This window comes from Mucilaginibacter paludis DSM 18603 (genome assembly GCF_000166195.2).
GTDB lineage: Bacteria > Bacteroidota > Bacteroidia > Sphingobacteriales > Sphingobacteriaceae > Mucilaginibacter > Mucilaginibacter paludis.
In genome coordinates this window covers 7,605,904-7,620,665 of record NZ_CM001403.1, presented here as the reverse complement: position 1 = coordinate 7,620,665, position 14,762 = coordinate 7,605,904, and the positions used below count along the sequence as shown (strand labels likewise).

General features: G+C 37.3%; 1 protein-coding gene and 1 CRISPR repeat array (1 of these 2 running past the window's edge). The gene reads left to right on the top strand.

Going from position 1 to position 14,762, the window contains the following annotated elements:
* Nucleotides 1–21 precede the first annotated feature (21 nt).
* Complete coding sequence (locus tag MUCPA_RS32335) at nucleotides 22–1,050, top strand: LacI family DNA-binding transcriptional regulator (RefSeq protein WP_008512439.1); 1,029 nt, start codon at nucleotides 22–24, stop codon at nucleotides 1,048–1,050.
* 48 nt (nucleotides 1,051–1,098) lie between these two features.
* Nucleotides 1,099–14,762: direct repeats of the CRISPR family, unit length 30 nt; unit sequence ATTTCAATTCCAACATGGTACGATTAAAGG (it continues 2,231 nt past the right edge of the window).

The window sequence follows — 14,762 nt, the reverse complement described above, 5'->3', positions numbered from 1 at the left end:
TTATTTAACTGATGTGCGCGGATGTTTGAACCTGTAAAATTAAAAGATATTGCCAAGGCACTTAATGTTTCTGTTTCTACAGTATCCCGGTCATTAAGCGGCGGCCACGAGATAAGCGAAAAAACCAGAAATATTGTATTACGCTATGCACAGAAATTAAACTATCGCCAAAATCCTATCGCTTTAAGTTTGAAGGAACGCCGCAGCCGCTCTATAGGTGTGGTGATATCCGAAGTTGCCAATAGTTATTTCTCGCAGGCCATCAGCGGTATCGAATCCATCGCTTACGACAGAGGCTACCATATTTTCATCACCCAAACACACGAATCCGCCGACCGCGAGATTGCCAATGTGCAGCATTTATCGTCGCGTTCTGTAGATGGCCTTTTAATTTCCCTGGCATCCGAAACGCAGGAAATCTCCCATTTAAAATCACTGCACGACAAAGGATTGCCGATTGTATTTTTCGACCGTGTATCGCCTGAAATTGAAACGCATAAAGTAATCGCCAATAATTACAAGGGGGCCTTTGAAGCTACGGTACACCTCATCAAGTCGGGCTTCCGGCGGATAGCGCACATTACGGGTGCGCACCACCTATCTACCAGCAAAGACAGGTTGAGAGGTTACCTTGCCGCCCTCGACCTGTATAGCATACCCTGCAAGCCCGAATATATCATTTATTGCGAGAATGGTGGGATGATACAGGCAGAAACCGATGCCGCGATAGCACAGCTGGCGCTTATGCCCGACCGGCCCGACGCCCTTTTTATCGGCGGCGACAAGCTGAGTACCGGCTGCCTATCCGCACTGAAAAAACAAGGCCTACAGGTGCCGCAAGACATCGCAATCGCCGGGTTCACCAACTCCGATGTTGCCGAATTATTTAAACCCTCCTTAACCGCGGTAAGCCAGCCCGCTTATCAAATTGGCCAAAAAGCAGCCGAAATGCTGATCCAGCTAATTGAAAGTAAAAAACCAGTCACCCAGTTTGAAACCGAGATGTTCAGCACCGAGTTGATTGTGCGGAAGTCGACGGATAAGGTTTAGGGGAATTGGACGTGGTGAGCATGCGGTTTTGCCTAATTTTTGATTGGGAGTTCAATTGCAAGATGGAGGGATTAAAGGCATCAGTAAGGCAGAGCTGGATTCGCAGCTGCCAAGCAATTTCAATTCCAACATGGTACGATTAAGGGAGCGTGTCAGCTGACACAATAGCCGCGTTAACCAAATTTCAATTCCAACATGGTACGGTTAAAGGCGGGCAAGGTCATTGATCTGGAAGGTCGCAGCTATATTTCAATTCCAACATGGTACGATTAAAGGTAGATTTTGGCATGCATAAACTCAACATCTGCATATATTTCAATTCCAACATGGTACGATTAAAGGTTACAAACGGGAATGCTCTGCCAGTATCTGCTGTGTTATTTCAATTCCAACATGGTACGATTAAAGGCATAAACAATTCACAATTCAATTTTCAAAAGACAAAATTTCAATTCCAACATGGTACGATTAAAGGGAATCAGCGCGGTAATAATGTTAGCTACTTCCGGATATTTCAATTCCAACATGGTACGATTAAAGGTTAGAAAGCTTTATTTTCATGCGCTATCATATCAAATTTCAATTCCAACATGGTACGATTAAAGGCCAGCAACATCAAATACTTTTTTAATGTAATTTTATTTCAATTCCAACATGGTACGATTAAAGGGAACTTTAATCCTGTAGCTTCCTCAGCTATATATTTATTTCAATTCCAACATGGTACGATTAAAGGTTTATTTTGTCGTTAACGATATTAGCAACAGCGACCAAATTTCAATTCCAACATGGTACGATTAAAGGCCTCGGTAAGGACGTACGCCGATATTATTACGTAATTTCAATTCCAACATGGTACGATTAAAGGCGGCTGTTGAAAATGTAAGAACGGGCAATATATCTTTATATTTCAATTCCAACATGGTACGATTAAAGGGCTGCTCTTTATCGAAGATGTTGTTTTTGATCCAGATTTCAATTCCAACATGGTACGATTAAAGGCGTGGCTACGGTTCGGCCCAGGCTTCCTGATGTAATTTCAATTCCAACATGGTACGATTAAAGGTGGTAATAGCATAGGTTATACCAAAAGTATTCCCAATTTCAATTCCAACATGGTACGATTAAAGGAAAGTATTGATTGATGACGTTCAGGAACTTAGGTTATTTCAATTCCAACATGGTACGATTAAAGGTAAAAGGATTCATAATTGTGATAAGGTTAGGTTGAAATTTCAATTCCAACATGGTACGATTAAAGGATCATTTGAAAAGGATATGGCCCAGGCTGAAATCGTATTTCAATTCCAACATGGTACGATTAAAGGGAATAAGGGTGATATGCGGATGGATAAATTTGATGATATTTCAATTCCAACATGGTACGATTAAAGGGCTTATTAAAAGCGATCCATCGAAGTTTTGTATGAAATTTCAATTCCAACATGGTACGATTAAAGGATGCGCTGGATCATCTACCGGTGGTTTTCCATCTGTATTTCAATTCCAACATGGTACGATTAAAGGGTAAAACATATCTTCCAAAAGGCGGCCCAAATCAAATTTCAATTCCAACATGGTACGATTAAAGGCCGTATTCCCGAAGCAGGGCCGCCGTGTCTTCGCTATTTCAATTCCAACATGGTACGATTAAAGGAGCGAACAAAAAAAGATATATCTGAAAGTACGTTATTTCAATTCCAACATGGTACGATTAAAGGGACTTTACAGGATGTCGATGGATGGATCAATATGGTTATTTCAATTCCAACATGGTACGATTAAAGGTTAGGTCGTACCGTGTTTTGCGCATACTCTGCCTTGATTTCAATTCCAACATGGTACGATTAAAGGCTTGGATAGGAATTGGAAATGGAATTGTACCATTCAAATTTCAATTCCAACATGGTACGATTAAAGGCGTTGGGAGCGTTCAAATCAGATCAACTCCAATTAACGAATTTCAATTCCAACATGGTACGATTAAAGGTGAAATACCACCAATACCAACACCACCAGGTTAAAATTTCAATTCCAACATGGTACGATTAAAGGTTGTTCCAGTTGACTTTACGAAGCCTGTTCCATTAATATTTCAATTCCAACATGGTACGATTAAAGGTTCAACTATATCAATTGATTTGTCGCCTAATTCCTATTTCAATTCCAACATGGTACGATTAAAGGTAGTTAAACTTAATATAATTACGCTATGATAGCACATATTTCAATTCCAACATGGTACGATTAAAGGTTTGCATACAAAGTTGTACCCGTATATGGCCCGTAAACTTGATTTCAATTCCAACATGGTACGATTAAAGGATAACAGTTGTAGAAGGTCCGTACAGGCCCGTATCGATTTCAATTCCAACATGGTACGATTAAAGGCCTCAGTTTTTTCTTCACCAGTTTCAAGGTTTATTTATTTCAATTCCAACATGGTACGATTAAAGGTTGGGTACAGGAACTGCAAGTAGCAGTACAATTCTGTAATTTCAATTCCAACATGGTACGATTAAAGGGGCCCCGGCTGTGAATGACTGGCCCGGCGTGTAGGTAATTTCAATTCCAACATGGTACGATTAAAGGAGCTTCATAGTCTATCCGTTGACGTACAGGTGCATATTTCAATTCCAACATGGTACGATTAAAGGAAGGCTTCAAAGAAGTTAGCAATTAACGAAGGTGGTATTTCAATTCCAACATGGTACGATTAAAGGTAGATTCGATAGGATAAGCCACAAGGTCAAACTTGATTTCAATTCCAACATGGTACGATTAAAGGGTGCTGGCGCTCGTTTTGGCTACCGGCTTTGCAAATTTCAATTCCAACATGGTACGATTAAAGGATCAAAAAAGAATTTCTCAACCTCGTTAGCATGAGCGTATTTCAATTCCAACATGGTACGATTAAAGGCAATTGTCCATGTACCGGCTATCTTTTGCGCGAACATTTCAATTCCAACATGGTACGATTAAAGGCTGTTAGGCCTGCGCGAAAATACTGCAGTCTTAAAAAATTTCAATTCCAACATGGTACGATTAAAGGCCATCGGAACCGGTAAATGCTACCTTATCATCAGCGATTTCAATTCCAACATGGTACGATTAAAGGGGCTCAAACATCCTACTATATCGAACGAATAATTAAATTTCAATTCCAACATGGTACGATTAAAGGTCGGTTTAGGGCTTCCTCCTGTGTCATATTATCGTTTATTTCAATTCCAACATGGTACGATTAAAGGCCACGGGACCGAACAAAGAATTACACGGCACCCCTATTTCAATTCCAACATGGTACGATTAAAGGCAAAGGCGCTTACGTGGCTACAGATAGCCGGATGTTATTTCAATTCCAACATGGTACGATTAAAGGATGGATTAGCGGGCCAGAGCTACAGCGCCAACGGATTTCAATTCCAACATGGTACGATTAAAGGATATTAAATTATTTAGAAGTGTATATCTGTACCCTATTTCAATTCCAACATGGTACGATTAAAGGTTTGTTTTTTTGTTCTGTTACTTCGATACGCGCCTCTATTTCAATTCCAACATGGTACGATTAAAGGCAACTTTGATTTTTCATTTACGGATAGAGCTTGAGCTATTTCAATTCCAACATGGTACGATTAAAGGACCGGATGAAAAAGAAGGATTGCTACCTAAATTTATTTCAATTCCAACATGGTACGATTAAAGGTACCCATAGGCAGCCCGGTTTCTGCTGCTGTTAAATATATTTCAATTCCAACATGGTACGATTAAAGGTGTATTTTAAAAAATGATTGGGCTTGTAAGTTCATATTTCAATTCCAACATGGTACGATTAAAGGGGCCATTACGCCCATTTTGAGCCTGTTTTTAATGTTATTTCAATTCCAACATGGTACGATTAAAGGTGAGCTGGGTCATCTACAGGGGGCTTGCCATCGGTATTTCAATTCCAACATGGTACGATTAAAGGTGTTTGCGGCCTCGATTGGCGCGGCTTAGTATTATATTTCAATTCCAACATGGTACGATTAAAGGGAAAGATTATCGCGAAGAGACTTTATACGCTCTTATTTCAATTCCAACATGGTACGATTAAAGGTATGCCTTTTATTCGGTGATGCCATTGTTAAAGAAATTTCAATTCCAACATGGTACGATTAAAGGAAATACTCCGTTTGATAAGTTTGAAAAGAAAACGTATTTCAATTCCAACATGGTACGATTAAAGGTAAGTTTAACCTTGATTGCCGGAGCAAATGGGACATTATTTCAATTCCAACATGGTACGATTAAAGGCCCGAACCCATAAGCCAGTAATTGTTTAGTTGATATTTCAATTCCAACATGGTACGATTAAAGGGACCTTGGCGGGGCTGACCTTCGCGGGGCTAACCTATTTCAATTCCAACATGGTACGATTAAAGGATGGAGCACCGCATCACATTGTAGTAACTATTAAATTTCAATTCCAACATGGTACGATTAAAGGAGCGCTTGTTAAAGAGGTTAAAGACAATGATGAAAATTTCAATTCCAACATGGTACGATTAAAGGAACTGGAGATTATTTAATTGTTCGTTTGCTGCCTTAATTTCAATTCCAACATGGTACGATTAAAGGACCTACTGTAATAGAGAAAATGTGCATATTATGCTATTTCAATTCCAACATGGTACGATTAAAGGCTAACCTTGGCGACGCTAACCTTGGCGGGGCTAACCTATTTCAATTCCAACATGGTACGATTAAAGGTTCAATAAAGTAAGTTGGTTAGAACCTCAAGTTGAATTTCAATTCCAACATGGTACGATTAAAGGCACCATTCCAATCAGTTTTTTCGGTATCAATTCTTATTTCAATTCCAACATGGTACGATTAAAGGTCGTTATCTCATTACCTAATAAAAATGGAAATACATAATTTCAATTCCAACATGGTACGATTAAAGGTCGTTATCTCATTACCTAATAAAAATGGAAATACATAATTTCAATTCCAACATGGTACGATTAAAGGAAATGGGAATTAAAAACAAAGCTTCGTTAGACGTTATTTCAATTCCAACATGGTACGATTAAAGGGGTGTATATGGGTTCCATATCCTTAGTTTACTTTATTTCAATTCCAACATGGTACGATTAAAGGCGCCCATGGCCATCAACTACGATCGCGTTGTCTGTATTTCAATTCCAACATGGTACGATTAAAGGATTGAGCAGAAAAAGCAGATAGTTTCTGGCTGGACTAATTTCAATTCCAACATGGTACGATTAAAGGCAAAAAGTACACTTCTCTTTACCTAACAGCCGACAAGATTTCAATTCCAACATGGTACGATTAAAGGAGCCGCCTGAGACGCGGTATCAAGAGCCAGTCCATATTTCAATTCCAACATGGTACGATTAAAGGGGCAATACCGGGTATCCGGCGAGGCTATTAATGCTATTTCAATTCCAACATGGTACGATTAAAGGCATTAGTGGGGTTGAGGCGGCAATAGCTGTTTTATATTTCAATTCCAACATGGTACGATTAAAGGCCGAAAAATAACCGGTACGACTGCATCAGGATTACATTTCAATTCCAACATGGTACGATTAAAGGTTGCACAACAGCCACACCATCACCAAATGACCCAAATTTCAATTCCAACATGGTACGATTAAAGGGAGGACATGGGCAACAATAAAGACTTTAATCTCTTATTTCAATTCCAACATGGTACGATTAAAGGCCGCTAATGCCAAGGATGGTAACAAAATGCGCTCAAATTTCAATTCCAACATGGTACGATTAAAGGCCGTATCCCCATTGCAAGGCGTTATGCCATTATCTAAATTTCAATTCCAACATGGTACGATTAAAGGGCTTCACGAATTTGGGAAAATGTTTTTTGTAGAAATTTCAATTCCAACATGGTACGATTAAAGGTCCATTTTTGGGTATAGGTTCAGAGCCTAATCAAATTTCAATTCCAACATGGTACGATTAAAGGTATAGCCAGCTTGTGTTATCCTGGTTGGGTGTGTTATTTCAATTCCAACATGGTACGATTAAAGGTCGGCTCGGTTACTTGAAATTGGCGGCAAAGAAATTATTTCAATTCCAACATGGTACGATTAAAGGTCACGGTGGTAAAAATTAAACGCTTCGCATAACAATTTCAATTCCAACATGGTACGATTAAAGGTTAAGGCTAAAAAACTTCGTGGCAAACGTATTTTATATTTCAATTCCAACATGGTACGATTAAAGGAAAAGGTAAATTTAGTATCTCCAAATGAAAGTGTTATTTCAATTCCAACATGGTACGATTAAAGGATCATCTACCCACGGGTTGCCAAGAATTGCATTCAATTTCAATTCCAACATGGTACGATTAAAGGTTCATACCAACGACCAATCAGCTAAAGGCAATATTATTTCAATTCCAACATGGTACGATTAAAGGTTTTGCGCAATGGCTATTTTCGCTGTTTGGTATTCAATTTCAATTCCAACATGGTACGATTAAAGGAAGATAGGATAAAAGCTGAAGAGTTAGCAAGCGAATTTCAATTCCAACATGGTACGATTAAAGGCAGAGCCGATTACAATATCAAAGTTATCCAACGGGATTTCAATTCCAACATGGTACGATTAAAGGTATATTCAGCTACGGTAGTTTCACGCGGATTAATATTTCAATTCCAACATGGTACGATTAAAGGACATTGTAAACAATTGGAGACGCGCTAATGTGATTGATTTCAATTCCAACATGGTACGATTAAAGGGGGAATTGTTTTTTTTATAGTTATGCAAGGTATTAATTTCAATTCCAACATGGTACGATTAAAGGTGTTGGTTTTCATGAGAATGTTTTTAATAATTATTATATTTCAATTCCAACATGGTACGATTAAAGGGTGGCTGGATAACCCAGATCTCCCGGAAACTATTTTATTTCAATTCCAACATGGTACGATTAAAGGAGCAACCAAAGAACAAACTAAGATGCCAGACTTATCATTTCAATTCCAACATGGTACGATTAAAGGAGCCACTTTGATATTTCGTTTTTAGTAGCTTCTTTATTTCAATTCCAACATGGTACGATTAAAGGCTAAACAGAATTACAAACAGCTATCTAATCCCCCTATATTTCAATTCCAACATGGTACGATTAAAGGCAAGACGGTTGTATATACCGATCTTGGAATATCCCGATTTCAATTCCAACATGGTACGATTAAAGGGCGGCCTCTGCTTCTTTTTTATCAGCTTCGATTTATTTCAATTCCAACATGGTACGATTAAAGGTTTCGATAGGCTTCAAGTTTTTCCTGAAAAATACCATATTTCAATTCCAACATGGTACGATTAAAGGAAAGAAGGCGGCTTTGATTTTGATAGGTTTGATGAAATTTCAATTCCAACATGGTACGATTAAAGGATCTTCCGAATTAACAATCGGTGGTTCTGTAGGTGATTTCAATTCCAACATGGTACGATTAAAGGTTAGTGAAACTTATAAAATGCCTAATCGGGATTCGGATTTCAATTCCAACATGGTACGATTAAAGGTCAAAGATCTGCCAGAACAACCAATTGAGTTCACCATTTCAATTCCAACATGGTACGATTAAAGGATTATTGAGGTTCCTGAGTCTTTTGTTAAATTCAATTTCAATTCCAACATGGTACGATTAAAGGATCATAGAAGGCCATAAGGTCGATACAAAAGATATTATTTCAATTCCAACATGGTACGATTAAAGGGATCAGGGCAACCGTAAAAACAAAATGGGCTAACGTATTTCAATTCCAACATGGTACGATTAAAGGTCACTTCGTCATTAAGAATTACAGCCGGGCAATATTATTTCAATTCCAACATGGTACGATTAAAGGCTATTTTCCCGGCGCTTTCCTGTATTGCTTTTTCGATTTCAATTCCAACATGGTACGATTAAAGGATGATACGTCAGCGGAGTTTACTGATACGGATATTATTTCAATTCCAACATGGTACGATTAAAGGAAAACGACTTGCCTCGGCATTAGGTGGCCGCAATAATTTCAATTCCAACATGGTACGATTAAAGGTAGGGCAATCGCAAATGGCCGAACAATGGCAGACGATATTTCAATTCCAACATGGTACGATTAAAGGTGCCATGCTTTATGGCTAATCTTTTGCAGTACTTTATTTCAATTCCAACATGGTACGATTAAAGGTGGTATGTATGACTTTGAAACAGGTCACTTTATAAGATTTCAATTCCAACATGGTACGATTAAAGGAAAGCATGTTAAGTATCTTACAGATGTATTTACCAGATTTCAATTCCAACATGGTACGATTAAAGGCAATCTTCTGCTAATATTATTGGAGGCTCGCATGGCATTTCAATTCCAACATGGTACGATTAAAGGTTCGTTCTGGAAAGTATAAAACCCCTTACAGCCCAATTTCAATTCCAACATGGTACGATTAAAGGATTTTTATAGCCATTAACGAGGATAAGAAAGTAGATTTCAATTCCAACATGGTACGATTAAAGGATTCACGGTTATCATTCGGATATACTTTGGTTCAAATTTCAATTCCAACATGGTACGATTAAAGGGAAATAGCGGAAGGCCTAACATTGGATAATGTTAAATTTCAATTCCAACATGGTACGATTAAAGGTAATTACTATTAGTAAGCCTATAGTACTCAAAAAATATTTCAATTCCAACATGGTACGATTAAAGGCAAAGATGTGAATTACTAAACAGATTATTAAAATCAATTTCAATTCCAACATGGTACGATTAAAGGTGTCAACTTCATACCAATACTAAGGCCGATATACAAATTTCAATTCCAACATGGTACGATTAAAGGACATAATTGCCCTGAGCATCTTTAGTTACGTGTGTTATTTCAATTCCAACATGGTACGATTAAAGGCATAAACACTGATAGCCTCATTACGTAATAACCAATTTCAATTCCAACATGGTACGATTAAAGGAGTTCTGGATCTGATTTTGGTAGTTATCATTGGTTTAATTTCAATTCCAACATGGTACGATTAAAGGTAAAAGACAAGCTAAGGCGAGCTACATTATCTGCATTTCAATTCCAACATGGTACGATTAAAGGAATGCCCGGCCTAAACCTCCCTGGCCTTTAAAAAATGATTTCAATTCCAACATGGTACGATTAAAGGCAAATACTTTAAAATCACTTTCGGAAACCTCTCCGATATTTCAATTCCAACATGGTACGATTAAAGGCAGGCTCTCACATGGATGGCGCTCAATTTATAATATTTCAATTCCAACATGGTACGATTAAAGGGATTCAAGTTGTCTATTTGCTCATAATTAGATATTATTTCAATTCCAACATGGTACGATTAAAGGCAGGGCATCCCCTTGTTCCTGCTATATTTAAAAACTATTTCAATTCCAACATGGTACGATTAAAGGAATATAAGCAACTTTCTTACCTTGCCGTTCATAATGAATTTCAATTCCAACATGGTACGATTAAAGGATTCAAAATAATCTGATATTTGGTCTAAATTAAAAATTTCAATTCCAACATGGTACGATTAAAGGCATCGTATACGTTATTTGGGTTATTGTAATTCGATGATTTCAATTCCAACATGGTACGATTAAAGGTTCTAATAAGTGTTTAAGTACATATTTTGTAAGTATTTCAATTCCAACATGGTACGATTAAAGGCAACTCCTTACCCTCATCAACATGCTTTATCCATATATTTCAATTCCAACATGGTACGATTAAAGGAAATCTATCATGATTAAATTGGTTTTCTATATTCGATTTCAATTCCAACATGGTACGATTAAAGGAAAAAACCGAAGCTTATATACAGCAATGGGTATAATTTCAATTCCAACATGGTACGATTAAAGGTTGATATCCCGCCCTGGCTACCCTTTAATGCTAATATTTCAATTCCAACATGGTACGATTAAAGGACTCAACACTTTTAAAGCCTAAATCGTCGACCATATTTCAATTCCAACATGGTACGATTAAAGGTTGTTGATTCGCAAAATGGTAATATTAGTTTGTAGTATTTCAATTCCAACATGGTACGATTAAAGGCCAAGTTTCTTATTGAAAACAAATCAGCCTTGATAGCATTTCAATTCCAACATGGTACGATTAAAGGACAGCAACCCATAGAGGTCATTGTCTTGGTTCTGGATTTCAATTCCAACATGGTACGATTAAAGGCCTAATTTTTGGTAAATCGTAAAAGCTCATTATAAATTTCAATTCCAACATGGTACGATTAAAGGTGTGTAGCGAGCTTTAAAAACCATTGTGTAAATTTAATTTCAATTCCAACATGGTACGATTAAAGGTTTTAAAGAACCCAACAGCTGCCAATAAATCTTTATTTCAATTCCAACATGGTACGATTAAAGGGCGGTTAATGTAGTTGGCGAGTTTAGAACGGTTAAAAAATTTCAATTCCAACATGGTACGATTAAAGGCTGTACTGGTCGCTTATCGCACTTAACCGCATAAATTTCAATTCCAACATGGTACGATTAAAGGTTCGCCTTTTTCGTTTATTAAGCCCAAGCCTACTGCAATTTCAATTCCAACATGGTACGATTAAAGGTCGGTAGCCCAGGAATACAGCAAGCCGAAGTTAATATTTCAATTCCAACATGGTACGATTAAAGGTAATAACCAATTACCACACGGTAAAAAACACAAGATTTCAATTCCAACATGGTACGATTAAAGGTGTGCCTGGCTTCGGGTTCGCTTACTAATTTGACTTAATTTCAATTCCAACATGGTACGATTAAAGGATCTCCGCTGAATTAGAAGCTGCAAAGTTGCAGGCATTTCAATTCCAACATGGTACGATTAAAGGGTCAGTAGCGCCGCTCGTAAATGATAGTCCATTTGTTGCATTTCAATTCCAACATGGTACGATTAAAGGCACATTTTCATTCGGATAATGGATAACATAGTATGATTTCAATTCCAACATGGTACGATTAAAGGCTTAGCCAATGCCTCAAATTCGCTTATCAGCGATAATTTCAATTCCAACATGGTACGATTAAAGGTGGGCAGGCCTAATCATATCCGGCATTAAAGATATATTTCAATTCCAACATGGTACGATTAAAGGCATCATATCCTTCAAAACCTGAATTTATGTTAACAATTTCAATTCCAACATGGTACGATTAAAGGTCACGTTATAGAGCCATCAGGCCGGGCGCAAATACATTTCAATTCCAACATGGTACGATTAAAGGATGACGCCGCTATAATTGGTGGCGACTTTGCATTATTTCAATTCCAACATGGTACGATTAAAGGAGCTTCACAATAATAATTCCCGGATTCTATTTGCTATTTCAATTCCAACATGGTACGATTAAAGGTTGGAGAAGATTATTGCAGAACAAGACAAATTAATATTTCAATTCCAACATGGTACGATTAAAGGCCATTATTGCCATGAGAGAAAGGCAGTTGTTTATATATTTCAATTCCAACATGGTACGATTAAAGGATTGCACGGTACGTTTTAGGCTACCAATAAGCGAATTTCAATTCCAACATGGTACGATTAAAGGGGCTTGCGCTTTTGGCAGTAAAAAGCAAATCGAAAATTTCAATTCCAACATGGTACGATTAAAGGCCTTGATGCTGCTGTACCACTTCTTTTAGCATCGATTTCAATTCCAACATGGTACGATTAAAGGTCTTTTTTCAGGCAGGTTTATTAACTCCTGCTCTAATTTCAATTCCAACATGGTACGATTAAAGGCAGGTCATAATCAACGTGTTCTTTTTTAATTTGGTATTTCAATTCCAACATGGTACGATTAAAGGTAGCGCACTTAGCTAAAGAAAAAGAATTATCATTTTTATTTCAATTCCAACATGGTACGATTAAAGGTTGAAACACTTTCAACATGCGTCAATCTAAAAGTATTTCAATTCCAACATGGTACGATTAAAGGCCTGATCGTTAAAAAAGACTTGAATGTAAAGTCAAATTTCAATTCCAACATGGTACGATTAAAGGTAACGCATCTAAGATAATTATTTATTATGTATATTATTTCAATTCCAACATGGTACGATTAAAGGCAGAGTTGGCAGCGTTGATCACGCACTTGAATCTATATTTCAATTCCAACATGGTACGATTAAAGGGGTGGCTTTTTTTATTACATAAGAAATAGGGCTTAAATTTCAATTCCAACATGGTACGATTAAAGGAAGTTGGCCGGATTTGATGTTATTGGATGCAATGAAATATTTCAATTCCAACATGGTACGATTAAAGGCGGTTTGTAGTGCCGGGCGTAATGTAGCCGAAGTACCTATTTCAATTCCAACATGGTACGATTAAAGGTTTCTAATAAGTGTTTAAGTACATATTTTGTAAGTATTTCAATTCCAACATGGTACGATTAAAGGGTGGGTGTCCGGCAATGCGTGGGTGAAATCAAATAAATTTCAATTCCAACATGGTACGATTAAAGGAATATGCTTCATATAATGGGTTCAAACAGATCGAATTTCAATTCCAACATGGTACGATTAAAGGTGAAATGGAAAACATTAGGGTTAAATCGGTAATTAAATTTCAATTCCAACATGGTACGATTAAAGGCGTGCCCTTCACCTTTGATGTTATCTCCCATATCTAATTTCAATTCCAACATGGTACGATTAAAGGTCCATTTGGGAAAACGTTTAGTTGGTAGCCGGTAAATTTCAATTCCAACATGGTACGATTAAAGGCTCATGACCATGAATTGTTTTTGCCTTTAAATAAAATTTCAATTCCAACATGGTACGATTAAAGGATATCGCGTAAATTAACTGAATGGGGCCACACAGGGATTTCAATTCCAACATGGTACGATTAAAGGGTGTTTAATATTGTGTTTGATTGTGGGCAATATTATTTCAATTCCAACATGGTACGATTAAAGGTAATGGGCGTTTTTATTGTAGGCAGAATAATTATATTTCAATTCCAACATGGTACGATTAAAGGTGTGCCTGGCTTCGGGTTCGCTTACTAATTTGACTTAATTTCAATTCCAACATGGTACGATTAAAGGATTGCAACATTGGAAACGGCCGCTAACCTTGACCAAAATTTCAATTCCAACATGGTACGATTAAAGGCACATTTTCATTCGGATAATGGATAACATAGTATGATTTCAATTCCAACATGGTACGATTAAAGGCGCTTCACAATCAGAATATCTACGATATATGTCTAAATTTCAATTCCAACATGGTACGATTAAAGGCCGGAACCAAAACAGTGCAGTTTATGCCGATTCCATTTCAATTCCAACATGGTACGATTAAAGGAATTGCCAATGCTGGCTAATAATCTCCCTATTACTGTATTTCAATTCCAACATGGTACGATTAAAGGAGTTGCAAAAAAAATCAACATCGGTTTTTATTTTATTTCAATTCCAACATGGTACGATTAAAGGTATTCTTTTTTGGTAAATTCAATAGATTCAAGTGCGATTTCAATTCCAACATGGTACGATTAAAGGCGGTGAATGTATCGCTGCCAGGAATTGAACCTTTTATTTCAATTCCAACATGGTACGATTAAAGGTTTTGCAACGCCTGCGAACACATTAGCATGTCATGGAAATTTCAATTCCAACATGGT

What these genes read in the sequence shown, in the direction of transcription:
- MUCPA_RS32335 (WP_008512439.1), top strand. Translation starts at nt 22, where the DNA reads ATGTTTGAACCTGTAAAATTAAAAGATATTGCCAAGGCACTTAATGTT.